The sequence below is a fragment of the Achromobacter sp. 1L-A-4-B-C2 genome (assembly GCF_057291955.1).
In genome coordinates this window covers 241,917-266,284 of the sequence record NZ_JBXAWP010000005.1, presented here as the reverse complement: position 1 = coordinate 266,284, position 24,368 = coordinate 241,917, and the positions used below count along the sequence as shown (strand labels likewise).

Sequence of the window (24,368 nt, the reverse complement as noted above, 5' to 3'; positions counted from 1 at the left end):
AGAAAGGCGTTCCATGAACCGTTTTGAAGATCAGATTGCATTGGTGACGGGCGCCGCCCAGGGGGTGGGGCGCGCGACGGCGCGGCGGCTCGCCGCCGAGGGCGCCAGCGTGGTCCTTGTTGACCGTGCCGCCGACCTGGGCGCGGCCGTGGCCCGCGAGATCCGCGAGGCGGGCGGCCGCGCGTCCTTCATCAGCGCCGACCTGGAGACCCATGCCGGTGCGCAGGCGATGGTCGAGTACACGCTGGACACCCATGGCCGCATCGACGTGTCGGTGCACAACGTGGGCGGCACCATCTGGATGAAGCCCTTCTGGGAATACACCCCGGACGAGATGCAGCGCGAGGTCAACCGCTCGTTGTGGCCGACGCTATGGTCTTGCCGCGAAGTGATTCCGGTGATGCGCAAGCAAGGTCGCGGCGCCATCGTCAACGTGGGCTCGAACGCCACGCGCGGCATCTACCGCGTGCCGTACTCGGCGTCCAAGGGCGGCGTGCACGCCGCCACCATTTGCATGGCGCTGGAGCTTGCCGAAAGCGGCGTCCGCGTCAATTGCGTGTCGCCCGGCGCGCTGGACAACGGCGTGCGCGCCATCCCGCGCAACACCGAGCCGCCGTCGGAACAAGACCAGGCCTGGCAACGCGAGATGTACACGGATTGCCTGGCGACCACACCGATGCACCGCATGGGCAGCATGGAAGAGGTCGCCGCCGCCATCTGCTTCATGGCGGCGCCGGAAGCGTCGTACATCACGGGGCAGGTGATGTACGTGGCGGGCGGGCATTTAGGGTAGGGCAGCGGGTTTGCGCCGCAGCATGACCGGTATGAAGCACGCCAGACCCAATAGCGGGCCAGGCAGCAGATACCAGGCCACGCTCGCGCCCAGCATCGGAAAACCATGCGTCACCAAGGTGATTGAAAATACGGTAATCAAAAACCCGATGCTGTTCTGTATTGCCAGCGCCCCGCCCACCAGTGCCGGCGGGCAGGCGCGCGCGGATATCGCGGAGAACTGCGGCGAGTCAGACACGACCGTCAGGCCCCACAACAGCAGTATCGGAATACAGAGCCCCATGCCGAAGGGCCTGGCAAACGGATAGGCAAGACACATCAAGCCGGATACGCCCAACGATGCCGCCGCCACGATTGGGCTGCCCACGCGTTGGCTTAATCTGCCGCCGATGATGCTGCCCAATGCGCCGATGCCGATAATGGAAAACGACAAGGCCGGTGCCAGTGCAGGGCTTGCATCGGCGGCGACCCCCGGCGTGCTTATCAAGTCGTGCACGAAAAAGGGAACCAAGGTCCAAAACGCGTACAGCTCCCACATGTGCCCGAAGTAGCCCAGCGCCGACGCACGAAACTGCCTGCCCTTGAAAGCGGTGAGCGCCATGCCCCATCCCACCCGCGACGCTTGCGCGCGGGGCAGATACGGCCCGTCCCCCAAGGCTTGAACCAACGCGCCGCCGGCAATGGCCAACAGACTGGAAGCCAGCACCACCTCGTGCCAGGACAGGGCGCCGCCGCCGGCCCGCACGGCGTGGGGCAGGGCGGTGCCCAGCGTCAGCATGCCCACCAGTAAACCCAATGTGGATCCGGCGGCGGTCTGGGTCCAGCCGATCACCATTTTCATGCCCAGGGGGTAGATTCCCGCCAGGCAGATACCGACGGCAAAGCGTAGCGCCAGCCCTTCGGTGAAATCCGACGCGAACCAGGCGAAGCAGGCGTTCAATATGGCGCCCAGATAACAGGCGCCTGCGAACAGTCTGCTGGCCGGGTAGCGGTCCGCCACGCCGCTGGCGGCCAGGACCAATGTGCCCAGAATGAAACCGATCTGCGTTGCGCCCGTCAGTTGGCCGAACTGGGCAGTGCTAAGCGCCCATTCGGCCGAAAGGCTGTCCGCCGCGCTATTCGGGCTGAACCACAACGATGTACCGCATAGTTCGGCCACGACGATCAGCGCGAGAGGGTAGCGAAGCAACACGTTCATGGAAGCTCCAGCTTTGGGCCTGGGGTCGGTTCCGTGTCGGGGTTCGGGTGCGGGTTCGGGTCCGGGGTCGACATCCCCGTCGGAGTTACGCTAAGAATCTACGCCGATCCCGCCTTGAACGTGAATAAAAATCCCCCGATCGCCCCGCCGCCCGGCTTTGCGCGCCAGCTTCCGGGGGATGACGTCGGGTATACAATCGTCGGCAACCCTTTAACACGCGAGTTCCCCGTAGTGAGCGACACATCAAATACCCCCACCGCTGCCTTGCTGGATGGGGCCACAGTGCGGACGGAGGTGTGCTTGCCGATGCGGCTGCTGGACGGGCGGGACGTCGAGGCGCAGGTTTACACCTTTCATGGTCTTGCCGACGGCAAAGAGCACATCGCCCTGAAATTCGGCAAGCCGGGCGCGGCGCCCCTGGTGCGCCTGCATTCCGAGTGCCTGACCGGCGACGTGTTCGGTTCCCTGCGCTGTGATTGCGGCCCGCAACTGCACGAAGCGCTGCGCCTGCTGAACAACGAAGGCGGTTACCTGCTGTACCTGCGCCAGGAAGGGCGCGGCATCGGCCTGTATTCCAAGCTTGATGCGTATCGCCTGCAAGAGCAGGGGCGCGATACCTACGCCGCCGACCGCGAGCTGGGCCACGGCACGGATGCCCGCGACTACACGGCGGCCGCGCAGATGCTGCGCGCCTTGGGGCTCCAGCGTATCGAGCTGCTTAGCAACAATCCCGACAAGTCGTCGCAGCTGGAGCAGCACGGCATCCAGGTGGCAAGCCGGCTGACGGGCGTACACGCCAACCCGCATAACGTCGGCTACCTGCGCGCCAAGGCCACGCAGACGCATCACGTGCTGGCAACGATTCTTCCGAATTTTCCGGTCGGCGCTTCCTGATTCAGCTTTCTTGATTCATTCAAGGCCGCTGGCCCGCGCCTATCAAGGCGCCGCGGCCGTGGCGCGTTTGCGCTTAGACCAGCCGCGCCACCTCGTCCCGCCGCCGGCTTTCTATCGGGTCATAGAACCGATACCCCATCCCCCGCAGCGTCGCAACCGGTAGTTCTCGGTCGCAGGCCTGTTCGACTTTTCTGCGCAGCCGGCGCATCTGCGTATCCAGACTGCGCCGGTCATAGGTCCAGTAGTCCTTCCCAAGCGCTTCCACGATGGCCCGACGGCTGGCGCCCTGGTGATGGGCGGCAAGCGTCGCCAGGACCGTGTAGTCCTGGTGCGACAAAGGAATGGGCGAAGCCCCCGGAGGCACCAGGCAGGGCGGCGAATCGCAAAGTTGCCATGGCTGCGGTTGCGCCGGCGCCAGCTTATCTTCCAAGGCAGCGCGCTCCACATACCGTTCGGATACGTCACGTGCCACCGCGACGCGAATCTGTTTGTCCGGATACCATCGCGCCGACCACATGATGTGCACCAGCCGGCCGTCCTTGCGCACGTATCGGTTCTCAAAATCGTATTGCAGCTTGCCGCCCATCAGCTGGTCGACGGCCGCCAGTGTCGCGGGCCGGTCGGCTTCGCAGATCAGGTCCATCATCGGGCGGCCCACCATCTCTTGGGGCGTGTAGCCGAAGATCTGTTCGCACGCGCCGGTCACGCTGAGGAACACGCCCGACTCGCTCACGACACATACGGCGTCCAGGAGCATGGGCATCAGGTCGGCAGGCGGCGTGGCGGACATCAGAGTTTGTGGGGGGTGAGTATCGGGGCACCGGTGTACCTGTACCGGAACGGAATCGCGCGGCGCACAGTGTAACCAGTCTTGCCCGCCGAGCGCAGCGCTTTCTTTGCATGCCGCCCGGCAGGTAATCCAGCGTGTGCGCTTAGCTTTCCTCAGCATTGCCGCTCAGATTTGCTCAGCTTCAGACGCGCGCAAATTCCTATACTCCGCGTCGACGCGCCGGGATGCAAACGCCCGGCAGCCCCAACACCTGGAAGCCAAGTATGAAGCTGATGCGCCTGTCACCCGTAAATTCCCCTTTGACTCTGCGTCCGCTTTCAGCGGCCATTGCCATGGCCGCCGCCGTGCTTGGCACGCCCACCGCCGTTGCGGCGCCCCTAACCTGGATCGGCGGTGCGGGCGGAGCCTTTTGGGGCGTGCCCGCGAACTGGGGCGGTGCCCTGCCCAGCATTGCAGACGACGCCTATGTAGGCGCCGGCGTTGTTCAGCTGGACGGGGCCAGCGAAGCCGGCACATTGCTGGTGGGAGACACGGCGGCGGGCACATTGGTGTTTCGAACGGGCGGCAGTTTGAACACGGGCAGCTTCGTGCTGGGCAACGGCGGTGGATCAAACGGCGCGGCCTTGCTGGGCGGCGCGGGCGTCGGCACCGTCTGGAACTCTGTGAACGGCACGATCGCCAAAGGCGTCAACAGCACCGGGTTCTTGACCGTGATGGGCGCCGGCAGTCGGGTCGAAGTGTCGTCCGTGTTGTATGTGGGCGAACGCGGAACGGCCGCGCTGGGCATCATCAATGCCGGCGAGTTGCGGGCGGGCGATCTGACAGCCGGCCGGGGTGGCGACGCGTGGGGAGAAATACAGGTGACCGACGCAGGCTCCAGTTTGCACGTCGGGACCCTGCGGGTGGGCGGCGATGAGTTCGGGCCGGCCAGCACCAGCGCTCGCGGCACGGTGCGCGTGCTGGCGGGCGCGTCGCTTATCGCCACCGCAATCAACGTCGCCGACTCGGCGCTTTCCACAGGCTTTGTCCAGGTAAGCGGAGCGGGATCGTCGGCGGATTCCGCATTGCCGCTCAGAGTGGGGCATCTTGGCAACGGCGCGTTCGAGGTCAGCCATGGGGGGCGCGTGCAGAGCGGTGGCTTGATCGCGGCGGACAGGGCGGGCTCGACCGGCAGCGTCTCGCTAATAGGCGCGGGTTCGTCCTGGACCAGTTCGGGGCCTGTGGAAATTGGCAACGAGGGCAGCGGCACGCTTTTGGTGGCCGACGGCGCGACGCTCAGCGGAACGTCCGGCTTCGTTGGTGGCGGGGCGGGCAGCCTCAGCACTGCCTCGATTGGCGGCGCGGGATCTTCCTGGATCAACAGCGGCATCTTTGTCGTCGGCGATGCCAACGGCGCGCGAGGCGGGTTGGGCGTTTCCGACGGCGGGCAACTGCTCAGCTGGAACGGTACGCTGGGCAGGCGGGCGGGGTCTTATGGCAACGTGACGATTTCGGGCGACGGATCGAACTGGACGTCTACCGGACCGGTGACCGTGGGCGATGCCGGCGAAGGAAGGCTGCTGCTGATGTTCGGCGGGGCACTGAACGCAAGTGAAGTCGTCATCGCGAACGCGGCGGGTTCCAAGGGCACGCTGGTGATGGGTACGCCCGCGGATTTTGGCGCCGCGCCAGTCGGCTTGTTGAACGCGCCCGTATTGCGCTTTGGCGCGGGCGACGGTGAACTGCTGTTCAACTTTGTCGGCCCGGCCCTGACCTACGGCGGCAGCATACAAGGCAATGGCCGGGTCAACATCCTGTCCGGCGACGTGATACTTACCGGCATCAGCAGCAACACCGGCCTGACGACCGTATCGGCAAGCACGCTTACGGTCAATGGCGCTTTGGCCGGACCGGTCAGCGTGGGGGCGGGGGCCACCTTGGCGGGTTCAGGTTCGGTGGGGCCGACCACGTTGGTCGCCGGGTCGATTCTCAGCCCCGGCAATTCGATCGGCACCCTGACCGTCAACGGCGACCTGACCTTTGCGCCGGGGTCTACCTACCGCGTCGAAGCGGCGCCCACATCGGCCGCCAGCGATCGGGTCGTGGTGAATGGTATTGCGCGCCTGGCGGGCTCGGTGCTGCACGTGGGGCCGGACGGCAACTTCACGCCCAACCAGCGCTACACCATTCTTAGCGCCCAGTCGTTGCAAGGCCGGTTCGACAGCGTGTCGTCGAACTACGCATTCCTGGATCCCCAGCTTTCCTACAGCGCCACGGACGTGACGCTGGGCTTGCTGCAAACGCGCACCTTTCCCACCGGCGCCACGACGCCCAACCAGCGCGCCGTGGCGGGCGCCTTGCAAAACATGAACGCGGACAGCGCGTTGCGCCAATATGCGGCAACGCTGGCGATGGGCCAGACCGGAGACGCGTTCGACAGCCTGTCCGGTGAAATACACGCCAGCGTTTCCAGCACGCTGCTTCAGGGCGCGGCGCTGGTGCGCCAGACGCCCTTGGCCAAGCTGCGAGCCAACCTTCAGGCGACCGCGCGCCCCGGCAGTCCCCTCGCCGCAGGAGGCGCGTCCGATGCCCCGGTCCCACCCGGACAGATGCCCGCGTCTGGCGCTTTGCCCGCCTGGGCCGAAGTCGTGGGCAACTGGCAGACGATCGATGCCGACGGCAATGCCGCTCAAGTCCGCCAGCATGTTGGCGGCTTGTTCGTGGGCGCCGACCGTCCGGTCGGTGCGGGCTGGCGCGTCGGCGGCGCACTGGGCTACACCGACAGCAACGCGCGTGTCGACCAGCGCTCATCGCAGGCGGATGTGTCCAGCTACAGCGCGTTGATCTATGGCGGAAAGTCCTTCGCGGTCGGACCCGGCGCGTGGCAATTTATGGCGGGCGCGGGCTACACGTGGCACGATATCTCGACGCGGCGCTACGCCAACAGCCAGACCGCTGCCTTGACGGCGGTCTATGGCGCCAGCACCAGCCAGGTGTTCACCGAACTGTCCTATGCCCGGCCAATCGGGAAACGCACCACGGTGGAGCCGTTCGTGGGTCTGGCCTGGAGCAATTTGCGCACGCGCGGCTTTGCGGAAAGCGGCGGCGACGCCGCGCTGTCGGGCCAATCAGGCAGCATGCAGCAGACGTCTACAACGCTGGGTCTGCGCGCCGCCCAGGAATTCGATGTCGGCGGCCGTCAGGGCAGGGTGTTTGGCACCGTGGGTTGGCGCCACGTGTTCGGTGACGTAAAACCGGAATCCGTATTGGCGTTCGACGCCGGTCAGCCGTTTACCGTCGCGGGCGCGCCCATCGGCCGCGATGCAGCGCTGGTGGAATTGGGAGCCGAGGTGGCGATTGCACGCGCAGCGTCAGTAAGGCTTGGGTATGCGGGCCAGTATGCCGGCGACAGTCGCGACCATTCCATCAACGCGAATGTGCGCTGGCAGTTCTAAAGGCGGGCGACGTCATCGCCCCGGTGCATATTTTGGGAAACCGACATCATGGGAATGCTGACTTTCGCTTTCAACGTCACTCTTGACGGCTGCGTAGACCACCGAGAAGGCATCGTTAACGAGGAAACGCATGCCTTCTTCACCCGGCTGATGGACGAGTGCGGGGCGATGCTGTGGGGCCGCGTCACCTACGAGATGATGGAAGCCTACTGGCCGGCGGTCGCCCGGGGCGACGTGGACGCATCACCGGCCATGCGCGAGTGGGCCGTCAAGCTACAGGCCAAGCCGAAATACGTGGCGTCCTCGACGCGAAAAGACTACCCGTGGACCAACAGCCACCACCTGGCGGACGAGCTGCGCGCCGGCGTACAGAAGCTGAAGAACGCCACGCCGGACGGCGTACTGCTGGGCAGCGGCCGGCTTGCCACCGAGTTGGACCGGCTGAACCTGATCGACGAATACCAATTCCTGGTGCACCCGGTAATCGCCGGGCACGGTCCCACCCTGTTCGAGGGCGGGCTGCCCGGCTCGCGACGGCTTGAGCTGATTTCCGCCAAGCCGCTACGAGGCGGCGCCGTCGCCATGCACTACCGGCGCGTGCCCGGCTTGCTGTAGCCGCCACTTCGGGATCTGATATTCGTAGCCGGCGGCTTCCAGCGTTTGGTACCGGGCGAACCAAGGCGCCATGTACTGCTCGATATCCTGCGGCAGCGTTGCCAGCCATGCGCGTAAATCTTCGGGTTCGCACAGCGCCACCGGCGCGCCGCTGGCAAGCGTGTCTTCCGGGACCAGGCCCTTTCCGGGCACCAGGTAGGCGCGGCGATAGAGGCGGCCCTTGTCCCAGACTTCGGGGGGTACATAGACCGGCCAGCCACCTTCATGCGGCACGGAAACGTAAACGCCGATCGAGACCAACTGCCGATTCTCGAAGGAATCCTTGTAGCGGTTCAGCACCAGCCCCTGTTCCACCTCGCCAACCATGCGCCACAGGCAACGCTTACGCTTATTGCGCCAACCGGCGAACGCGGGGTGAGGGCGCAAGACGTCCATGAATCCGTCTTCAATCAGTGCAAAATCCAGGGGCATTTTCAGGGTCCGGTCGGGGGGCGAGTTGGGCTGGGCTCTATGTGATGGTTCAGCGCGCCGGCAGTAGATATTTCATCGCCTGCATGAAGCCTCGTGGTGCGACGGTGAGATGATCCTCGTCGTTCAAGACCGCTGATTTCAATGTCAAGCTCGGGTACTTCCTGCTTTGCAGCGCCGCTTCCAACGCCCGGTTGTCGGCAACCATGTCCACGGTCTGGTTATAGCGTCGATCACCCTTGCGCAAGGCCTCATACTGGCCGACATAAAGATAGACCTTCGCATTCAGATCCTGATTTTTCTTGGCATAGCTCGCTTCCAGCTTCAACGCATGTCGCTTGTCGTACCAAAGCGATGGACTGCCAAGGATATAACTGCTGAACAGGCCAGGTTCGGTGAAAAGGATTTGCGTCCCAAGCAGTGCGCCGTAGGAGTGGCCCAGAAATATTGCTTTGGCAGGGTCCGCTCGGTAGCGAGCGTTGACAAAGGGCTTTACCTGATCGCGCAGATACTGTTGATAAGCCTGTGCCTGACCGTGGATGGCGTTGGGCGATGCCGTGCTCGGGCCGTTTGGTGTCGGCGTGTAGTCGCGCTGGCGGCTGACACCCCCGTTCTCGCCTTTCCCATAGGACAGGCCGATCAGAATGAACTCCTCGACCTGGGGGCCTTCAACATTCAGGCGGCGCGCCAGCTGGCGGATGATCGGGAACGCGTAGTCGGCGTCGGTCGCATACAGCACGGGGTAGCGCCGCTGCGGTTGCGCGGCATAGGACGGCGGCAATGCGACGAAGACCTGGTAGCCGCGTTTGGAAATGGGATCGGGCACGTCCCATACCTCGCTATCGGGGATCTCGTAGGGGTGCCCGTTTCCAGTTTGCATCCTGGGCGAGGAGGGGGCCTGAGCGTACGTCGGAGCGCTAACAGTGCCGAAGCTGATAATAAGGGCGACCAACAGGGCATTTGGAAAACGTCGATGCATGTGGATTCTTGGTGTATACGCCCAGCCCTCGGCACCCGGGTATGACACGGCCCATGATGAGTGGCAGGTTTGCGCAGCAGTAGGGCCGCATATCCTAGCCGATTCGATCTTCTTGCGCGTGGCGATCCGACCCTACGGCGGGTTTTTGGATCTTTAGCTGCGTTCTCTGCGCGATCCATGCGCTTGGGCATAAACACGGGTGAATTCCGCGCCCAGCAGAAACACCTGGGCCGCGTAATAAACCCAGATCAGCACGATTACCAGCGACCCCGCCGCCGCATACGACGAGGCGACGGATGCCTTGGCCATGTACAGGCCGATCAGGAACTTTCCGATTTCGAACATCACGGCGGTGACGAACGCCCCTGCCCAGACGTCTCGCCACGCGACCGAGACCTGGGGCATGAATCGGTAGATCATCCCAAAGAGCAGGGTGAGTATGCCCAACGTAATTGCCTCGTTGAGCACTTGCAGAAGCACTCCCCAGCCGGGGATGCCGCTGCCCAGCCAACTGCCCAGTGCCGCCAGCACGGTGCTGACGACCAGCGAGACCAGCAATAAAAACGCCAAGGTCAAAATCAGGCCAAACGAAAGCAGACGCGCGCGGATGACGGCCCAGATGCCGGACTGCTTCTTGGCGTTGACCTTCCAGATGCGATCCAGCGCGCTTTGTAGTTCCGAAAATACTGTCGTCGCCCCGACCACCAGCACCACGACGCTGATGACCGTGGCCGCGATGCCCTGCGCGGGTTCTTGCGCGCCCAATACGACACTTTCCACCGCCTTCCCGCCCTCTGCGCCGACCAAGGCGCTGACCTGCTCCAACAACTGCCCCTGCGCGGCTTCGTGGCCCCAAAAGAAGCCGGCGATACCGATCACGATAATAAGAAGTGGCGCCAGCGAGAAAACCGTGTAGAACGCGATGGCGGCGCCCATGCTGGGCGCATAGTCGTCCAGCCAGTTCGTCACCGTTTGCTTAACTAACGCATAGAACCCTTTGATAGCCATTTCCACACTCCCAGCGCATGCGGAAGGTGTAGCAAGTGGCGTGCCGACCCCATGGCCGGCGCCGAGCAACGTAAAATGTCAGGCTTCCACCTTCTACGTGCTTTCCTCATGAACCTTGAACGACTCCGTCGCGAATTTCCCGACTACGACATCACCACCCTGCCGGCCCTTCCCGAAGGGTATTTCGACGCGTCCAGCTATATCGATGCAGCGCCATCATTTGAGAACAAGGAGCGCGGCTTGAAGGTGTTTATCGACTACGCCAACTATGCCGACCGTCCGTCCGGCAGGAGCCAGCGCTTCTGTGTTTCCCGCTACGACGAGGATGAGGGCGACTTCGAGGACGTGGCCCTGTCAACGAACGACTGGGCCGAAGTCTTGCGCTTCCTGACCGCCTGAACGCCCTGGTCAGCGCCGCTCGAACGTCGGCGCGCGCTTTTCTTCGAATGCCCGCCGGCCTTCCTTGGCGTCGGCGGTGGCAAAGCAGATCGCTTGCAGATCGCGCTCGTATTCCACGGCCTTCTCAAGCGGCATCGACAGGGCGGCACGCAGATTGACGCGTGCCGTCTCGGCCGCGATCGGCGCGCGCGAGGCAATGGTGGCGGCAAGCGCTTGCGCGCGCTCGCGCAACTGCTCTTGCGGCACCACCTCGCTTACCAGGCCCCAGGCCAGCGCCTGCTCGGCGCGGATGGGGTCGCCGGTCAGCACCATCAGCGCCGCGTTGCTCGGGCCTACCGCATGGACAAGCTGGGCCGTCATGCCGCCGCCGCCGATCCAGCCCAGCTTGATCTCGGGCGCGCCCAGGCGCGCGTTGTCGGAGGCGATGCGGATATCGCAGGCCAATGCCATCTCCAGGCCGCCGCCGAAGGTATAGCCATTGATCGCCGCCACCGTGGGCTTTTTCAACATGCGCACGCAGTCGCAGTAGTCGAGCCGATTGCGAAAATCCCACGGGGTGGCGTAGCGGTCAAGCTCGGTAATGTCCGAGCCGGCGCAGAAGGCCTTGGGGCCCGCGCCGGTCAGGATCACCGCGCGCACCTGCGCGTCGGTGTTGCATTGCTGCACCGCCGCGATCAGCAGGTCGGCCATCTCGGGCGTCATCGCGTTCAGCTTCTCGGGGCGATTGAGTTCGATGATGGCGACATGGCCATCGATACTGAGGTTAACGAGTGCGTTCACGTCGACATCCTTAGGTTGCGGTGTGCTTGGGGGCGCGGGCCAGGCTGGCCTGGAAGCGCTGAGTCAGGCCGCGCGCCAATAAGTGGGAGGATGCGCGTGCGGCGACGCCGTCACGCAGGAATTGCGAGGCCTCGGCCTGGAAGGCGATGTAGCCATCGTGCCGGGGGCGGATCGAGGCAGCCTCAAGCGTGCGAGCCGTGTTGACATAGAAGTTGCCGCTGGCCGCATTGACGTTCGCATCCGCCCAACTGCCGCGATGGCTGGGCTGCCCTTCGTGCTGCGGGATGAAGCCGCTTTGGGTATCGGCCGCGAGCAACCACAACAGATGCGCGCGCAATTCCGGCCCCACGATGCAGCGCCGTGAAATCGCAATGCCGGTGCCGCCGAGGATCGAGCCGGGCCTGCCCGCGTCAGCCTCGGGCGCGTCGCGGAACGTCAGCGGCTTCGCGACCGCCAAGGTGGCGTAGTTCACATAGCCATAGACCAGCGGGCAGAGCGCGATGTCATCGCGCGAGCTCATGTGGCCAAGCAGCGCAATCGGGTTGTACGCCAGGGCGTGCGCGGGCGTGAGCCGCGCCAATTCGCTGAGCACCTCGCAAGCCTCGGCAAGCGTCGCCTCGTCGTGCCACGCGCCGTGCGGACGCAGGTCGGTATCGGGCGCGATGGCGGCCGCAATCGACAACAGCGACAACAACGGGTGCGGGCCGCCCCAACTGAGCGCGACCGCGCCGCTGCGTTGCGACAGCGTCAGCACCTCGCGCCAGGTGCGCGGCACGGGGCCGTCGAGCCGATCGGCGCGCGTGGCCATGACCTGCGTGGCGGCGTCCAGCGGCAGCGCCCATTGGCGATCGTCCATGCGATAGCTGTCGTACGACAGCCCGATGCTGTCGCGCGCAATCCGCGCCAGCTCGTCAGGCGCGAACACGGTGTCTAGCGCTTGCACGCAATCGTGCGCCAGGGCCTCGCCCAGATGCGGATGATCCAGCACCACGAGGTCATAGCGGGCGCAGAGTTCGGCGATGGGCGCCGATTCGAAGCCTTCAAGCGACTGCTTGTCCCAGTGCACAAGTGGCGCGTGCGCGGTGGCAGCGTGCAGCGCATTGAAGCCGCGCGGGTGATCCCAGGTCAGGCCGCGGTAGGGCAGGGCGCGCACGCTCATTCAGAGGCTCCACGCAGCACCGCGCCCGAGGCGGCATGCGCGGCGATCTCGTCGGCGCTGAAGCCGAAATCGCGCAGGACTTCGTCGGTGTGCTGGCCGGTCAGCGGTGCCCCGCGCACCACTTGGCTTGGCGTCTTGGAAAAGCGGATCGGAAAGCCCGGTGTCTTGATCTTGCCTTCGGTCGGATGCTCATATTCGACGAAGGTGCCGTTGTGCGCGATCTGCGGATCGTCGACCAGATCGGCGTATCCATAGACGGGGCTGCACCAGATGCCGGCGGCATCAAGCTTGGCGAACCAGTCGGCCGTCGAGGCCTTGGCAAGCGTGTCGCGCACCAGCGCATAGATCTCGTCGCGCTTTTCCCAGCCGTCGCGCTCGTCGGTGTACTGCCCCAGGCGCGGCTCTTCGGTCACGCGCGCCAGCACGTTCATGTCGGGCATGGCAAGCGCCAGATAGCCGTCGCTGGTCGCGAAGGTGCCATAGGGCGCGCGGATGTACACGTGGGCATGCGGCTCGGCGCTGCGCACCTGCGGCTTGTGCCCCACGGTGTAGACCGAGAGCTCCTGCATCTGGATCGTGGTGATCGCATCCAGCATATTGACCTCGACTTTCTGGCCTTCGCCGGTACGCTCGCGGTGCAGCAGCGCGGCCAGCACGCCTTCGAAGGCGCAGTACGCGGTGACGGCGTCGACCACATACTGGCCTGCCGCGCGTGGCGCTTCGCCCGCACGGCCCGACGACAGCATGGCGCCCGACATCGCCTGCAACAGCAGGTCCTGACCGGGGCGCGTGGCATAGGGGCCGTCTTCGCCGAAGCCGGACATCGATACATAGATCAGGCGCGGGTTCAGCGCCGACAGGGTCTCGTAGTCCACACCCAGACGGCCGGCGACACCCGGACGGTAGTTCTGGATAAACACATCGGCCTGCGCCGCGAGTTTGTGGATGATCTCCTTGCCGCCGGCACTCTTCAGATCGATCGCCAGCGAGCGCTTGTTGCGGTTCAGCGAGAGAAAGGACACGTTGATCTTGTTGCCCGTGATGCCGCCGGCCGGCGCGTGCCGCTGCCATTCGCCGGTGGGCGGCTCGATCTTGATCACGTCGGCGCCCAGGTCGCCCAGGCGCTGCGCCGCGAACGGCCCCGCCATGGCGATGGAGCAGTCCAGAACCTTGTAGCCAGAAAGAATACTCATGCTTCTACCCTCTGCGTGCGCCGATGCGCTTCAATGCATGACCCAGCCGCCGTCAACTGCCAGCGTCTGTCCGGAAATGAAACCCGCCTCGTCCGAGGCAAGGAAAACGATGGCCGCGGCGATGTCGCCCGCGTGCCCACGGCGCTTTACCGACTGGCGTTCAAGCACCATGCGGTTGTAGCCCTCGGGATCGGGATGAATCTTCTCGGCGTCGGTGGGAAACGCGCCCGGCGAAATGGCGTTGACCGTGATGCCCCACTTGCCGAACTCGCGGGCGAAGGCGCGCGTGGCGCCCACCATCGCGCCCTTGGATTGCACATAGGGCAGCAGGTTTTCCCAGCCGCCGGACAGCGTGATCGACGAGATGTTGATCACGCGGCCCCATTGCTGTTCGCGCATGCCCGGCAGCGCCGCGCGGATGATCTGAATCGCCGCCTCCACGTTCACACGGTGCACGCGCGCCAGCTCTGCGTCGCTGTATTCCTCGAACGGGCGCGAGGGGTAGATGGCCGCGTTGTTGATGACCACATCAATCGGGCCCTGGGCCGTCAGCTGCTCAAGCTGCGATTGCAGCGCGCGGGCGTCGGCCAGATCGACCTGCACGATGTGAAGCTGGTCGGAAAACCGCGCGGGCACGGTGCTGCGCAGGCGATCGATATGGCCGGCGTGGTTGTCGAGCGCGATCACGCGGGCGCCCGCTTCCAGCAGCGCAATCGTGGTGTCCACACCGAAGCCGCCCGCCGCGCCCGTGACCAAAACGCGGCGGCCTTGCAATGAGAAGCGCGCGCTCATGTGCGCCCCGCGATGGGCGCAAAGCGCCCCGACAACGGCGGATAATCGGCCTCGGGCTGCGCCGCGATCGCGCGGATGCGGGCTTCGCATGCCGCGATATCGGCGGGCGAGCCCAGCACGCTGAACGTGGTGTCGTAGCGGCGCTCTTCACCATGCTCAAGCCAGATGAGCTCGTTGCGCTCACGCGCCGCGCCCTGGCCCAGCACATGGTTGGTCGAGGGTTCGATGCCCATCGCATACTGGCCCGATTGCAGGTTCTGCCATTGATACTGGCAAGGGAATTGATGCTTGAAGGTGCTGACCTGCATGCCCAGGCCCAGCTTGTCGTTGACCAGGGCCACCGGGACGCTGCCGTCGGCGGCGGCGGCCATCTCGTGCTGCCACACTTGCTCATGAAAGCCCAACTGCGGCGCCGGCATGCGGCGGTAGCCCACGCCCTGCTTGCGGTAGGTTTGCTCGTGCGCGGCCCACACCACATCGCGGATCGGCGCCAGATAGCGCGAGTCGGCGTCCAGCACCGGATAGCCCAGGTTGATGTGATAGCAGAGCATGTGGGGCGTGCGGTAGAAGCCGCGATTGACCACGCGGTCCGACAGTTGGATGTCGTTGGTGCCCACCTCGATCTCGATGCGGCGGTGCAGCTCCAGGTGCTCGCCGAACACGGTGCCCTGGCTGACGATTCCCTCTGCCCACAGCACGCAGCGATCGCCTTCCCAACGTTCGCCGTAGCCGGTCAGCCGCGCGGGAATGGTGCCCACGCGGCCATGGATGGACTGCTTGGCGGTCTTGCGCGGGCCGTACGCATAGTTGTCGGCCGGCGCGTCGTACATGAACAGAATGTGGTCTAGTCCGCAAGTGACCATAAGGCCCGAGAACGAGCGCATCCAGCCCAGTCCGCCTTCGCCTTCATAGTCATGCAGGCCGGGATGGCGAAAGCCCGACGGCGACTGCCATCCCATGGCGAAGCCGCGGTATTCGCAATCGGCGATGTCCATCGCGCGATCCACCAGCACCGTGAAACGCAGGCCCGTACCGCTGCGGAACTCCAGCATGCGGATACCGCGCTCCAGCCCGTCGTCCAGCGTCATCAGGCGTACGCCGGCAAACTGCGCAAGCTGCCCGGTGCGCGCCTCCACGTCGCGGCGCGTCATCCAGGTTCCGTAAATGTCAGGCATGAGTTCTCCCTGGCAAAGGCGCGGGTGCGCGCTTGCCGGTGTCGGTGTTCAAAATCGTGTTCGCAGTCGTGTTCGCGGGCGCGCCGGGGGCCTTATGCAAAGGTGCCTCGCGGCGCGCCTGTGTTGCGGCAGGCGGCCTACAGGCCGTTCGCGCGCAGCCGCTCGTCCAGGAAGGTCTTGGCGCGCGGCACGTCGTCTTCGGTCAGGTGTTCGATGATGATGGGAATGTTGGGGTGCTTCTTGGCCAGGCGTTGCAGGTAAAGGTCGTAATTGAGCGCGCCCAGGCCCGGCGCCGGCAGCTCGATCTCGCCCACGCCACGGAAGGTGTGGCTCTCGGCCGCGCCCTCGTCACCGATGTCGCTGTGCTTTTCCGACTTGTCATCGCCCGAACGCTTCACGTCCTTGGCATGCGCGATGCAGATCCTGTCGGAAAGCGCGTCGAACACCTGATTCAGCGTGCGGTCCATCTGGTCGATGTTGTGCGCTTCGAAGTAGTTCGTCGGGTCCATCAAGAGGCCGAGGCCAGGGTGATCCACCTCGGCGAACATGCGCAACGTTTCCTCGACGGACCCCACCACGTTGTTCACGTAGGTCTCAAGCAGGAACACCGCGCCATGGTCATAGGCATGTTGGGATAGCTCGGCGATTACCGCGCGGCACTGGTCCCAGCCTTCCTCGGTCTTGTTTTTGGGGTGATGCACCCAGTCGCTGTCGGTGGCGAACGTGCCGGTTTCCGAGATCACATAAGGCGAACCCAACTGGCGTGCGTGCGTGAGGATGTCTTTGAGATAGCCGTTGCGGCGTTGGCGCTCGGCGGGATCGGGATGAACGATATTGGTATAGGCCGAGATGCAGGACACCGGCAGGTTGTAGTTGCGGAACGTGTCGCGGATCTGCGTGCATTTCTGCGCGGTCAACTGCCCCGGGCCGAGTTCCATGTCCTTGAAATGCAGGTCCAGCTGCACGGTGTTGAAGCCGTGCGAGCGGATCACCTTGGCGGTGCGCTCCAGCTCATAGGGAAAGTAGCCCGAGAAGATTCCGGTCTGGATCATGATGCTTGTCTCCGTCTGTTTTTTGTCTGGTTATTCAACAGCCGGCAGCCGTACTGTGCGGCCTTCGGCGATGGACGTATACGCGGCCTCGACCAGCGCCATGGTGCGTACGTTGTCGGTCACGCTCAACGCAGGCTCGGTGCCGCTGGCCAGCGCGTACTGCAACTGCTCCATCACGCCGATGAAGGCATGCGGAAACCACATCGTGTCCCACGTGGGGGTTACCCAGCGCCCGTCGGTATGGCCCTGGGCCGCGCGCGAGGCGTAGCTCAGGGTCGACGGCTCGCCGGTGGGCCAGCCGATGGTGCCGCGCGCGACGCCCTCGGTGCCTTCGACGCGCCAGCGAATGTGTTGGTCGTCCGGGTATCCCTCGGCGCGCGGGCCCGACCACACATCTTCAAGCGACAGCGCCAGCAGGCCGTTGCCAAAGCGCAGCGTGGTGCTTACCAGCCCATCCTGATGCGCGAACTGGGTGCGCGGATCGGGGCGGGTGATGCTGGTGATCTCGGTGGGCTCGCCAAACAGATAACGCAGGGCATCAAGGTGATGCACGCTCATGTTCGAGAGCGTCAGGCGGTCATAGCCGCGCAAAAAGTCCTGCCAGTGCGGGATCGCGTGCATGTCGATCTGCGCGAACACCGGCGTGCCCAGCACGCCCTGGTCCAGCAGCTGCTTGAGCGTGCGCATCGATTGGTCGTAGCGCATGTTCTGGTTGACCGACAGGATCTTGCCGGCGGCCCGTGCCTCGTCGCGCAGGGCGCGGGCTTCGTCCAGCGAGAGGGCAAGCGGCTTCTGCGCCAGCACGCCGCGCACGTGCGGGGCGCGCAAGGCGGCGCGTATCAGCTCGGGCTGCATATCGGGCGGATACGCGATGTCCACGATTTCGATCCGCGGATCGGCGATCAGGGCCAGGGGATTCTCATGCACTAGCGGGATGCCGTAGCGTTCGGCGACCTTGGCCGCTTTGCTGCGAGTACGCGACGCGATCGCCGCCACCGTGAAGCCGGCCTGCTGATAGGCCGCCAGATGGCATTCGGCCATGATCATGCCGGCGCCGATGCAGCCGATGCGAAAGCGCCGTTCCCGAATGGGCGGGTCGGGCACCAGGGTAGGGTGCGACATGTGCTCCTCCTGCCGGCTTGGTATGCACTGTCGACTGCCTGGCATCCTGCCGTGCGGTGTTTGATGTTATTGAGCCGCGATAATCACATCAAAACAATCAGGGGTAAAGGTGGCTGGCGCCCATAGGGCAGCAACGTTACCTTTTTGATCCAGAATGATTGCAAATGATGGGTTATGATCGCCTCGCTGCCATCGTCCTGATGGTGTCTTGAGAGCCTGGTCCCGCATGCGCCCCACCATTTCCCTCATTGCCCGTGAAGCCGGCATGTCCACCGCCACCGTGGACCGCGTGCTGAACGACCGCGACGGCGTGCGCGGCAAGACACGCGACCGCGTGCTGGCAATCGCCAATCGCCTCGGCTACTTCGTCCAGGGCGCCGATGCCGCAAGCCAGGACGTGCGGGTCGATTTCGTTTTACCCGCCGGCACCAACAGCTTCATGACCGCGTTGGGTCAGCACCTGCTTGAAGAAGCCGCCACCCGCCCCGATGTGCGCGCACGCCTGCATCTGATCGAGGGATTCGACGCCAATAAGCTCGCGCAAAAGCTCTACGAGCTGCGCGGCCAGACCCAGGCCGTTGGCTTGGTCGGGCTGGACCATCCACAGGTGCGCGACGCCATCATGGCGCTGCGCGACAGCGGCGTGCATGTGAGCACCCTGGTGTCGGACATTCCGATCTCGGCGCGCCTGGGTTACGTGGGCATCGACAACCGCGCCGCGGGCCGCCTGGCCGCGCTGTTGCTCGGCCGGTTTCTGCCACAGCACACCGAGCGCAAGGTCGCGGTGTTCGTGGGGTCACTGGCGTATCGCGGCCACGAAGAGCGCGAGATGGGCTTTCGCTCGCTGCTGAGCGAAGAGTTTCCGCACCTGCGCATCGCACACATTCTTGAGATCGGCGACGACCGCGACCGCGCCTTTGCCGTCACGCAGGAGCTGCTGCGCAACGAGCCGCCGCACGCGATTTACAACATCGGCGCCGGCAATCAAGGCATCGCGCGGGCGCTGAAAGAGGCGCGGCCGGCTGAGGCGCGGCCGGCAGAGGCGCGACCGGCCGAGGCGCGGCTTACCGAGGCATGGCCCAACGAGGCTCGCTCAAACCAGGCAGCCTCGGCCCATCGCATCGTCTTCGTGGGTCACGACCTTACCGAAGCCACGCGCCGACTGTTGCTCGATCGCACCATGGACGCCGTGATCGACCAGAACCCGCGCGTCGAGGCACGCGAAATCGTCAAGCTGCTGGTGGCGGCCGTGAAGGGCGCGCCCGAACCCAGCTACCTGCCGCGGCTTCAGGTCATCTTCCGGGAAAATATTCCGGAGCCGTGATAGTCGGTCAGCGGTGGCCATGCTGCGGCGCATTGATCCTGCGGTTCATCGCCACAACTTCTTCGTGTGTCGGGCTCGGCCCCAGCTTGGCAAAAGCCTCCGCCATCTGGCCGCGTTTTCGCTCGGCATCGCCCTTTACCGCCGATGCCAGGGCCGCGCGCGTTTCGTCGGCGTCCCAGTCGCAGCAATAGGCGGGCGTGCAGGGCTGCTGTCGCCAGGACTCGCTCAAAGAGCCGGCGTCGACTGGATCAAAACCGACTTGGTCAACCAGGTTCATCGCGACCTGCTTACATCCCTCGTCGTCACCCGCAACCGCGATGGCCAGGCGGCCTTGGGCGCCCGTAGGCGTTCCCAGGTTCGCCAGGGTGTAAGCCAACGCATTGTTGAATGCCTTGGTCACCGGGCGGCCAATCTGCTGAGACACCCATACGCTCTCAGGCATTCCGTCGTCGATTTCTGCGATGCGCGCGTCTCGCATGCCGGGGTAGTAGTTGCTGGTATCGATGATAGGCACAACGGTCGCGACCGAATTGAACAAGCCGGCCGGAAGCTGCTGCATCGCCGGCAGGGGAATGGCGAGGATGATGGCGTCCACATTGTTCACTGCGTCCCAGACGTCTGCTGCCGTCGCGCCCATCTGCTTTGCAAGCGTGGATATGCCTTCTCTGCCCTTGGAATTGGCTACGCGCACTTGATGCCCGGCCGCCGTCAGTTTGCGAGCGAGGGTGCCGCCGATGTTTCCTGTCCCGATGATCCCGATATTCATGTGAACTCCTGCGTATGAAGGGCCCACTGTAGAATTTCGCTTTCGAAATTGGAAGTACCCACTAAAACCTCAGTAACCCACCAAGGAGGCCTTATGACCGGGGATCGGGAATGGAACTGTGAAGACCCCAATCGTCGACGCGAGTGGGCGGCGGCGACTACTGAAACCTTGCGAGTCCTTGAGGGGAAGTGGAAGATCATCATTCTGTGCCAGCTGTTTGCCGCTAAAAAAGCGATCCGTTTTTCAGAGCTGGAACGGCTTATCGATGGCGTGAACCAGAAGATGTTGATTCAGCAACTGAAGCAGCTTGAAGCGGACGGAATCGTGCATAGAACGGTTTTTCCTCAGGTCCCTCCGAAAGTGGAATATCAGCTGACAGAGGCGGGATACGCGCTCGGGCCCTCGATGCAGGCGCTTATCGAATGGGCAGAAAGGCGCCATGAGTTTGTCGCGTCACATGTTCCTGGGCAATGACGTCACCGCTCGCTTGCACAAGGCTCGGGCGTGGGCCAGGGTGGGCCTCGATAATCCTCAGCGCTTCTGCATACCGGTCCTAAGCGGGATGCAGGCCAACCCATCCATTCATCCCCACATAGACGCCCACGGCAATGATCAGCAAGCTGGAGAGATACGGCGCTTGCTGGGCAACCGCGTTAAACCAAGGCACACGTTTGTTGACGTGGCGGACGCTTAGCGCCGCCACGGCGCCGACCGTCACCAGCGTGATGGCCAGCCCGATCGAGAAGCACAGCACCAGCACGGCGCCCAGCGTGAACTCCTTGAGTTGAAGGCACAACAACAGCACGGTGATCGCCGCGGGGCAGGGGATCAGGCCACCGGTCAGGCCGAACAAGGCGATCTGCCAGTTGGTCACGTTGCGGTTCGTGAAACGCCGCCGGATGTCATTGGCGTGCGCAAGCTGGTGAGCATCCTGGTATCCCTCGGCCCCTACGTCCAGTCCTCGCGGCGCATCTTGGCGGTGGTGCTGCTGATGCTCATGGCGATGGTGGTGTCCATGTCCATGTCCATTTTCATGGTCATGTCCATGGACATGGTGATGATGGCCATGGCCCGCACCATGCTGCTCGCGCCAGGTCCGCCAGAACATCCACGCCGCGATCAGCACGATGATCACCCCGGACGCCAGCTGGAAATACGGCTCCAACTCCTCCGCCGCGACGCCACGCCACAGATACATGCCGCCCAGGCCGATCCCCCACACGATCGCCGTGTGCGAAATAGTCGCGGTGATGCCCAGCAACACGGCCTGCGCCACCGAACCCCGGATCGCGACGATGAACGCCGCCATCATCGTCTTGGAATGGCCGGGCTCCAGCCCGTGCAGGGCGCCCAGCAGGATGGCGCTGGGAATGAACAGCCAGGCGTGCGATGCGCCCTGGGCGATCAGATCGGAAAACGACAGCATGGATCCGTCCTTAGAGGTACTTGGTGATTTCTTTGAATTCGTCGATCGCGCGCTGCCGGTCCGCGTCCAGCTCGCCCACCGCGTCCTGCAGGCAGTGGTCGATGTGGTCCTGAATCAGGACTTTCTTGGCCTGGGAAATGGCACGCTCAACCGCGTGTAGCTGCTGGGCAAGCTCAAGGCAGGGACGGTGTTCTTCCATCATTGCCAGAATGCTGCGCAAATGGCCTTCCGCCCGCTTGAGACGTTTGGCGACGGCGTCGTGATGATGGTGGGGATCAGGTTTTTCCATGCGGAAATAATATCCCCCCGGGGGGGATCCCTAGGCTGGAAACCATGTCGCCAATCAGGGCAAGCGAAAAAAATGTTGTAGCGATCTCTACATGATTGCAGATATCGCAACCTCTTCTTATTCTGCTTCCCATGGACACCTCGCTCGCATCCTCGTGGTTTCTGCTTATCGTCAGCCTGCCCACCGGCGGTGCCACCGCGCGCATGCGCATCTGGCGCAAGCTGAAGGCCCTGGGCTGCACCGCCTTGCGCGACGGCGCCTATCTGCTGCCGGCTCATGCCGAGCAAGCGGCACAATTGGCCGATCTGGCCACCGAAACAACTGAAGAAGGCGGCCAGGCCTGGCTGCTGCGGGTCCAGCCGCGGGACAACGACGAGTCCGCCTCGTTCCAGCAGCTGTTCGACCGCTCGGCCGACTACGAAGCCTGGCTGGCGGAACTGGCCCAGGCGCGCCAGACGCTGGCCGGTTTGAATGGGCCGGAACTGAACCGACTGTTGCGCCGTCACGAACGCAGCTACCTGGCGTTGCAGCGGATCGATTTCTTCCCGGGCGAAGCCTCGCTGCGCGCTCAAGCCCAGCAGCGCGATTTCGCCAATGCCATCGAATCCCTTCTGTCGCCCGGCGAACCTCATGTCGCCCAGGAGGGAAGCATCGCGCGCCGCGATCCCATGCATTACCGGGGCCGGCTCTGGGCGACCCGGCGCCATGTCTGGGTAGACCGGGTCGCTAGCGCCTGGCTGATCCAGCGCTTCATCGACCCGTCCGCGCGCTTCCTTTGGATCGAGAACCCGGTCGACTGCCCGCCTGATGCCCTGGGATTTGACTTCGACGGTGCCACTTTCACACACGTGGGCGACAGGGTGTCGTTCGAGGTGCTGCTTGCCAGCTTCGGACTGGAAGACAACCGGGGCCTTGCACGTCTGGGCGCGTTGGTGCATGGGCTTGACGTCGGCGGCGCCGCCGCGCCGGAAGCTGCCGGTTTCGAGGCCATGCTGGCCGGCGCGCGCAAGCGCCTGCCCGACGACGATGCCCTGTTAGCCGAGGTCGGCGCCGTGCTGGATTCTCTGTACGCCCATTTCTCCGGTGGGCGTCAGACATGACCCTTCCTTGCCAAGAGCGCGACCGTGAATCCCGCTGAAGAATCCGCCCGCGACCACGCCGCGACGTTTGTCTCGCCGCCTGGCTATACCCTTTGGCAATTAGCCTGGTATTTCGTCCGGCTGGGGGCCATCGGTTTCGGCGGGCCTGTTGCCTTGGCCGGCTACATGCACCGCGATCTAGTCGAGGGCAGGGGCTGGATCACGGACGGCGATTACAAGGAAGGTTTAGCGCTGGCCCAACTGGCGCCAGGCCCTCTGGCCGCGCAGCTTGCCATCTACCTCGGCTACGTGCACTACCGCATTCTTGGCGCCACGCTGGTGGGCATCGCCTTCGTCCTGCCATCGTTCTTCATGGTTGTTGCGCTGGGCTGGGCATACGTGCGTTTCGGCGGCCTGGCCTGGATGCAAGCGGTGTTCTACGGCGTGAGCGCCGCCGTGATCGGCATCATCGCCATCAGCGGCTACAAGCTCACTACCAAGAGCGTGGGCCGCGACAAGCTGTTGTGGGCCATCTATCTGGTGCTGGCTGTCGTAACCGTTATCACCGAGTCTGAAATAGCCTGGCTGTTTCTGGCGGCCGGCCTGCTCGTCTGGTTTTGGCGCGCGCCGCCCCGGTGGCTGAAGTCCGGCCATCTGCCGGCAGCGGCCGCGATGTTCGCGCCAGCGGGCACGGCGCTAACTAAGCTGGATTGGCCGCTGCTCTGGCAGATCGGACTGTTCTTCGCCAAGGCGGGCGCTTTCATTTTTGGTTCCGGCCTGGCCATCGTGCCGTTTCTCTATGGCGGCGTGGTGACCGACTTTCACTGGCTCAATGACAAGCAGTTCGTGGATGCCGTAGCGGTGGCCATGATCACACCGGGACCCGTCGTTATCACGGTGGGTTTCATCGGCTACCTGGTGGCCGGTTTTCCCGGCGCCTGTGTGGCGGCGCTGGCCACCTTTCTGCCTTGTTATCTGTTCACCATCGTCCCAGCACCCTATTTTAAAAAGTACGGAAAACTGCCCGGTGTCCTCGCATTCGTTGACGGCGTGACGGCCGCGGCAATCGGCGCTATCGCGGGCGCAGTCATCGTTATCGCCCGACGCACAATCGTCGATATGCCGACACTGATGTTGGCGATGGCCGCGGTGCTGCTGTTGTTACGGTTTAAAAAACTGCCCGAACCGATGATCGTGACGGGCGCGGCGCTGATCGGCCTGGCGATTTACCCGCTGATGCATTAAGCCCGCTGAAGGAGCCCATCATGCAAAGCATATCCATTCCCGAACTTGCGCTTTGGCGCGGCGCCGGGTTTCCCCATACGTTGATAGACGTGCGACGCAAGCTCAGGCGCATGGAGGATGGGGTGTCAATCCCTGAAGGCCAATGGCTTGACCCCGCTTTGTGGCTGGACTGGAAAGACACGATAGCAAACACGCAGGCCGTGGTCGTCTATTGCGCCGAAGGCCACGAACTTAGCCAAGGGCTGGCGGCCACCCTTCAGGCGATGGGCATCGACGCCAGATATTTAATTGGCGGGATACAGGCTTGGCGTGCTGCCGGGCAGTGCGTGGAATCAATCGAATTTCGCGACCGGCACGCCGGTAGTGCGTGACTATCGTTCCTGAGCGCG

The 24,368-nt window shown here is 64.2% G+C and carries 25 protein-coding genes; 10 read left to right on the top strand and 15 right to left on the bottom strand.

Annotation, left to right across the window (positions count from 1 at the left end; all coding sequences use genetic code 11):
* Positions 1 to 13 precede the first annotated feature (13 nt).
* A complete protein-coding gene (locus AC0Z35_RS23265; protein ID WP_046806384.1) occupies positions 14 to 793 on the top strand; it encodes a 1,6-dihydroxycyclohexa-2,4-diene-1-carboxylate dehydrogenase in 780 nt (259 codons plus the stop codon).
* Here AC0Z35_RS23265 and AC0Z35_RS23260 read toward each other — a convergent pair.
* Entirely contained in the window at positions 785 to 1,990 is a 1,206-nt protein-coding gene (locus AC0Z35_RS23260) for an MFS transporter (RefSeq protein WP_205571566.1), read from the bottom strand. The genes AC0Z35_RS23265 and AC0Z35_RS23260 overlap by 9 nt on opposite strands.
* Positions 1,991 to 2,296: 306 nt before the next feature.
* Here AC0Z35_RS23260 and AC0Z35_RS23255 point away from each other — a divergent pair, with 306 nt between their 5' ends.
* A complete protein-coding gene (locus AC0Z35_RS23255) occupies positions 2,297 to 2,884 on the top strand; it encodes a GTP cyclohydrolase II (RefSeq protein WP_104145295.1) in 588 nt (195 codons plus the stop codon).
* A 73-nt stretch (positions 2,885 to 2,957) separates the two neighbouring features.
* On the opposite strand, the gene AC0Z35_RS23250 is transcribed toward AC0Z35_RS23255, so the two are convergent.
* Positions 2,958 to 3,674: a PAS domain S-box protein gene (locus AC0Z35_RS23250; RefSeq protein ID WP_485132904.1), complete on the bottom strand. Its 717-nt coding sequence runs from the start codon at positions 3,672 to 3,674 to the stop codon at positions 2,958 to 2,960.
* A 332-nt stretch (positions 3,675 to 4,006) separates the two neighbouring features.
* Here AC0Z35_RS23250 and AC0Z35_RS23245 point away from each other — a divergent pair, with 332 nt between their 5' ends.
* Positions 4,007 to 7,108: an autotransporter outer membrane beta-barrel domain-containing protein gene (locus AC0Z35_RS23245; protein ID WP_485132905.1), complete on the top strand. Its 3,102-nt coding sequence runs from the start codon at positions 4,007 to 4,009 to the stop codon at positions 7,106 to 7,108.
* A gap of 48 nt (positions 7,109 to 7,156) precedes the next feature.
* On the top strand, positions 7,157 to 7,723 hold the full coding sequence (locus tag AC0Z35_RS23240) for a dihydrofolate reductase family protein (RefSeq protein WP_485132906.1): 567 nt from the start codon (positions 7,157 to 7,159) through the stop codon (positions 7,721 to 7,723).
* Here the strand turns inward: AC0Z35_RS23240 and AC0Z35_RS23235 are convergent.
* The 3 genes from AC0Z35_RS23235 to AC0Z35_RS23225 all read right to left on the bottom strand — a co-directional run bounded on the left by AC0Z35_RS23235 (position 7,670) and on the right by AC0Z35_RS23225 (position 10,178).
* Entirely contained in the window at positions 7,670 to 8,194 is a 525-nt protein-coding gene (locus AC0Z35_RS23235; RefSeq protein WP_485132907.1) for a hypothetical protein, read from the bottom strand. The genes AC0Z35_RS23240 and AC0Z35_RS23235 overlap by 54 nt on opposite strands.
* Before the next feature lie 49 nt (positions 8,195 to 8,243).
* On the bottom strand, positions 8,244 to 9,017 hold the full coding sequence (locus AC0Z35_RS23230) for an alpha/beta hydrolase (protein WP_485132908.1): 774 nt from the start codon (positions 9,015 to 9,017) through the stop codon (positions 8,244 to 8,246).
* A gap of 306 nt (positions 9,018 to 9,323) precedes the next feature.
* Entirely contained in the window at positions 9,324 to 10,178 is an 855-nt protein-coding gene (locus tag AC0Z35_RS23225; protein ID WP_120156032.1) for a YihY/virulence factor BrkB family protein, read from the bottom strand.
* Between the two features lie 51 nt (positions 10,179 to 10,229).
* Between AC0Z35_RS23225 and AC0Z35_RS23220 the strand changes: the two genes are divergently transcribed.
* The gene (locus tag AC0Z35_RS23220; RefSeq protein ID WP_255593189.1) at positions 10,230 to 10,577 is read left to right on the top strand and encodes a hypothetical protein; all 348 of its coding nucleotides are present in this window, start codon (positions 10,230 to 10,232) and stop codon (positions 10,575 to 10,577) included.
* A gap of 9 nt (positions 10,578 to 10,586) precedes the next feature.
* Here AC0Z35_RS23220 and AC0Z35_RS23215 read toward each other — a convergent pair whose 3' ends face one another.
* The 7 genes from AC0Z35_RS23215 to AC0Z35_RS23185 form a co-directional block, all read right to left on the bottom strand.
* Positions 10,587 to 11,357: an enoyl-CoA hydratase/isomerase family protein gene (locus AC0Z35_RS23215; protein ID WP_485132909.1), complete on the bottom strand. Its 771-nt coding sequence runs from the start codon at positions 11,355 to 11,357 to the stop codon at positions 10,587 to 10,589.
* A 10-nt stretch (positions 11,358 to 11,367) separates the two neighbouring features.
* Complete coding sequence (locus AC0Z35_RS23210; RefSeq protein WP_485132910.1) at positions 11,368 to 12,516, bottom strand: type 2 periplasmic-binding domain-containing protein; 1,149 nt, start codon at positions 12,514 to 12,516, stop codon at positions 11,368 to 11,370.
* Positions 12,513 to 13,709, bottom strand: coding sequence for a CaiB/BaiF CoA transferase family protein (locus tag AC0Z35_RS23205; protein WP_485132911.1), 1,197 nt, complete (start codon positions 13,707 to 13,709; stop codon positions 12,513 to 12,515). The genes AC0Z35_RS23210 and AC0Z35_RS23205 overlap by 4 nt, the downstream gene beginning before the upstream one ends.
* Positions 13,710 to 13,739: 30 nt before the next feature.
* Positions 13,740 to 14,501 carry an SDR family NAD(P)-dependent oxidoreductase gene (locus AC0Z35_RS23200; RefSeq protein ID WP_485132912.1) on the bottom strand — a complete coding sequence of 254 codons (762 nt, stop codon included), beginning with the start codon at positions 14,499 to 14,501 and terminating at the stop codon, positions 13,740 to 13,742.
* Positions 14,498 to 15,676: an aldose 1-epimerase family protein gene (locus AC0Z35_RS23195; RefSeq protein WP_485132913.1), complete on the bottom strand. Its 1,179-nt coding sequence runs from the start codon at positions 15,674 to 15,676 to the stop codon at positions 14,498 to 14,500. The genes AC0Z35_RS23200 and AC0Z35_RS23195 overlap by 4 nt, the downstream gene beginning before the upstream one ends.
* Positions 15,677 to 15,813: 137 nt before the next feature.
* Positions 15,814 to 16,728, bottom strand: a complete 915-nt coding sequence (locus AC0Z35_RS23190; protein WP_485132914.1) for a sugar phosphate isomerase/epimerase family protein — start codon at positions 16,726 to 16,728, stop codon at positions 15,814 to 15,816.
* A gap of 30 nt (positions 16,729 to 16,758) precedes the next feature.
* Positions 16,759 to 17,850 (bottom strand): Gfo/Idh/MocA family protein, encoded by a 1,092-nt coding sequence (locus AC0Z35_RS23185; RefSeq protein WP_046806370.1) that lies wholly within the window; start codon positions 17,848 to 17,850, stop codon positions 16,759 to 16,761.
* A gap of 226 nt (positions 17,851 to 18,076) precedes the next feature.
* On the opposite strand from AC0Z35_RS23185, the gene AC0Z35_RS23180 reads away from it, so the two are divergent.
* Positions 18,077 to 19,174: a LacI family DNA-binding transcriptional regulator gene (locus AC0Z35_RS23180; protein ID WP_046806369.1), complete on the top strand. Its 1,098-nt coding sequence runs from the start codon at positions 18,077 to 18,079 to the stop codon at positions 19,172 to 19,174.
* A 7-nt stretch (positions 19,175 to 19,181) separates the two neighbouring features.
* Here AC0Z35_RS23180 and AC0Z35_RS23175 read toward each other — a convergent pair whose 3' ends face one another.
* Positions 19,182 to 19,940 carry an NADPH-dependent F420 reductase gene (locus tag AC0Z35_RS23175; RefSeq protein WP_485132915.1) on the bottom strand — a complete coding sequence of 253 codons (759 nt, stop codon included), beginning with the start codon at positions 19,938 to 19,940 and terminating at the stop codon, positions 19,182 to 19,184.
* Positions 19,941 to 20,033: 93 nt separating this feature from the next.
* On the opposite strand from AC0Z35_RS23175, the gene AC0Z35_RS23170 reads away from it, so the two are divergent.
* On the top strand, positions 20,034 to 20,414 hold the full coding sequence (locus AC0Z35_RS23170) for a winged helix-turn-helix transcriptional regulator (protein ID WP_082134582.1): 381 nt from the start codon (positions 20,034 to 20,036) through the stop codon (positions 20,412 to 20,414).
* A gap of 79 nt (positions 20,415 to 20,493) precedes the next feature.
* Here AC0Z35_RS23170 and AC0Z35_RS23165 read toward each other — a convergent pair whose 3' ends face one another.
* Together AC0Z35_RS23165 and AC0Z35_RS23160 are read right to left on the bottom strand one after the other, a co-directional pair.
* Positions 20,494 to 21,366: a nickel/cobalt efflux transporter gene (locus AC0Z35_RS23165; RefSeq protein WP_485132916.1), complete on the bottom strand. Its 873-nt coding sequence runs from the start codon at positions 21,364 to 21,366 to the stop codon at positions 20,494 to 20,496.
* A gap of 10 nt (positions 21,367 to 21,376) precedes the next feature.
* Positions 21,377 to 21,655: a metal-sensing transcriptional repressor gene (locus AC0Z35_RS23160; protein WP_104145279.1), complete on the bottom strand. Its 279-nt coding sequence runs from the start codon at positions 21,653 to 21,655 to the stop codon at positions 21,377 to 21,379.
* Between the two features lie 131 nt (positions 21,656 to 21,786).
* On the opposite strand from AC0Z35_RS23160, the gene AC0Z35_RS23155 reads away from it, so the two are divergent.
* Genes AC0Z35_RS23155 through AC0Z35_RS23145 form a run of 3 tightly spaced genes read left to right on the top strand, consistent with a single transcriptional unit; the run spans position 21,787 to position 24,350 of the window.
* On the top strand, positions 21,787 to 22,755 hold the full coding sequence (locus AC0Z35_RS23155; protein WP_485132917.1) for a chromate resistance protein ChrB domain-containing protein: 969 nt from the start codon (positions 21,787 to 21,789) through the stop codon (positions 22,753 to 22,755).
* 24 nt (positions 22,756 to 22,779) lie between these two features.
* The gene (locus AC0Z35_RS23150; protein WP_485132918.1) at positions 22,780 to 23,979 is read left to right on the top strand and encodes a chromate transporter; all 1,200 of its coding nucleotides are present in this window, start codon (positions 22,780 to 22,782) and stop codon (positions 23,977 to 23,979) included.
* A gap of 20 nt (positions 23,980 to 23,999) precedes the next feature.
* The gene (locus AC0Z35_RS23145; RefSeq protein ID WP_319301745.1) at positions 24,000 to 24,350 is read left to right on the top strand and encodes a rhodanese-like domain-containing protein; all 351 of its coding nucleotides are present in this window, start codon (positions 24,000 to 24,002) and stop codon (positions 24,348 to 24,350) included.
* Positions 24,351 to 24,368: the final 18 nt, after the last annotated feature.

What these genes read in the sequence shown, in the direction of transcription:
- AC0Z35_RS23265 (WP_046806384.1), top strand. Translation starts at nt 14, where the DNA reads ATGAACCGTTTTGAAGATCAGATTGCATTGGTGACGGGCGCCGCCCAG.
- AC0Z35_RS23260 (WP_205571566.1), bottom strand. Translation starts at nt 1,990, where the DNA reads ATGAACGTGTTGCTTCGCTACCCTCTCGCGCTGATCGTCGTGGCCGAA.
- AC0Z35_RS23255 (WP_104145295.1), top strand. Translation starts at nt 2,297, where the DNA reads ATGCGGCTGCTGGACGGGCGGGACGTCGAGGCGCAGGTTTACACCTTT.
- AC0Z35_RS23250 (WP_485132904.1), bottom strand. Translation starts at nt 3,674, where the DNA reads ATGTCCGCCACGCCGCCTGCCGACCTGATGCCCATGCTCCTGGACGCC.
- AC0Z35_RS23245 (WP_485132905.1), top strand. Translation starts at nt 4,007, where the DNA reads ATGGCCGCCGCCGTGCTTGGCACGCCCACCGCCGTTGCGGCGCCCCTA.
- AC0Z35_RS23240 (WP_485132906.1), top strand. Translation starts at nt 7,157, where the DNA reads ATGGGAATGCTGACTTTCGCTTTCAACGTCACTCTTGACGGCTGCGTA.
- AC0Z35_RS23235 (WP_485132907.1), bottom strand. Translation starts at nt 8,194, where the DNA reads ATGCCCCTGGATTTTGCACTGATTGAAGACGGATTCATGGACGTCTTG.
- AC0Z35_RS23225 (WP_120156032.1), bottom strand. Translation starts at nt 10,178, where the DNA reads ATGGCTATCAAAGGGTTCTATGCGTTAGTTAAGCAAACGGTGACGAAC.
- AC0Z35_RS23220 (WP_255593189.1), top strand. Translation starts at nt 10,230, where the DNA reads ATGGCCGGCGCCGAGCAACGTAAAATGTCAGGCTTCCACCTTCTACGT.
- AC0Z35_RS23210 (WP_485132910.1), bottom strand. Translation starts at nt 12,516, where the DNA reads ATGAGCGTGCGCGCCCTGCCCTACCGCGGCCTGACCTGGGATCACCCG.
- AC0Z35_RS23205 (WP_485132911.1), bottom strand. Translation starts at nt 13,709, where the DNA reads ATGAGTATTCTTTCTGGCTACAAGGTTCTGGACTGCTCCATCGCCATG.
- AC0Z35_RS23200 (WP_485132912.1), bottom strand. Translation starts at nt 14,501, where the DNA reads ATGAGCGCGCGCTTCTCATTGCAAGGCCGCCGCGTTTTGGTCACGGGC.
- AC0Z35_RS23195 (WP_485132913.1), bottom strand. Translation starts at nt 15,676, where the DNA reads ATGCCTGACATTTACGGAACCTGGATGACGCGCCGCGACGTGGAGGCG.
- AC0Z35_RS23190 (WP_485132914.1), bottom strand. Translation starts at nt 16,728, where the DNA reads ATGATCCAGACCGGAATCTTCTCGGGCTACTTTCCCTATGAGCTGGAG.
- AC0Z35_RS23185 (WP_046806370.1), bottom strand. Translation starts at nt 17,850, where the DNA reads ATGTCGCACCCTACCCTGGTGCCCGACCCGCCCATTCGGGAACGGCGC.
- AC0Z35_RS23180 (WP_046806369.1), top strand. Translation starts at nt 18,077, where the DNA reads ATGCGCCCCACCATTTCCCTCATTGCCCGTGAAGCCGGCATGTCCACC.
- AC0Z35_RS23175 (WP_485132915.1), bottom strand. Translation starts at nt 19,940, where the DNA reads ATGAATATCGGGATCATCGGGACAGGAAACATCGGCGGCACCCTCGCT.
- AC0Z35_RS23170 (WP_082134582.1), top strand. Translation starts at nt 20,034, where the DNA reads ATGACCGGGGATCGGGAATGGAACTGTGAAGACCCCAATCGTCGACGC.
- AC0Z35_RS23165 (WP_485132916.1), bottom strand. Translation starts at nt 21,366, where the DNA reads ATGCTGTCGTTTTCCGATCTGATCGCCCAGGGCGCATCGCACGCCTGG.
- AC0Z35_RS23160 (WP_104145279.1), bottom strand. Translation starts at nt 21,655, where the DNA reads ATGGAAAAACCTGATCCCCACCATCATCACGACGCCGTCGCCAAACGT.
- AC0Z35_RS23155 (WP_485132917.1), top strand. Translation starts at nt 21,787, where the DNA reads ATGGACACCTCGCTCGCATCCTCGTGGTTTCTGCTTATCGTCAGCCTG.
- AC0Z35_RS23145 (WP_319301745.1), top strand. Translation starts at nt 24,000, where the DNA reads ATGCAAAGCATATCCATTCCCGAACTTGCGCTTTGGCGCGGCGCCGGG.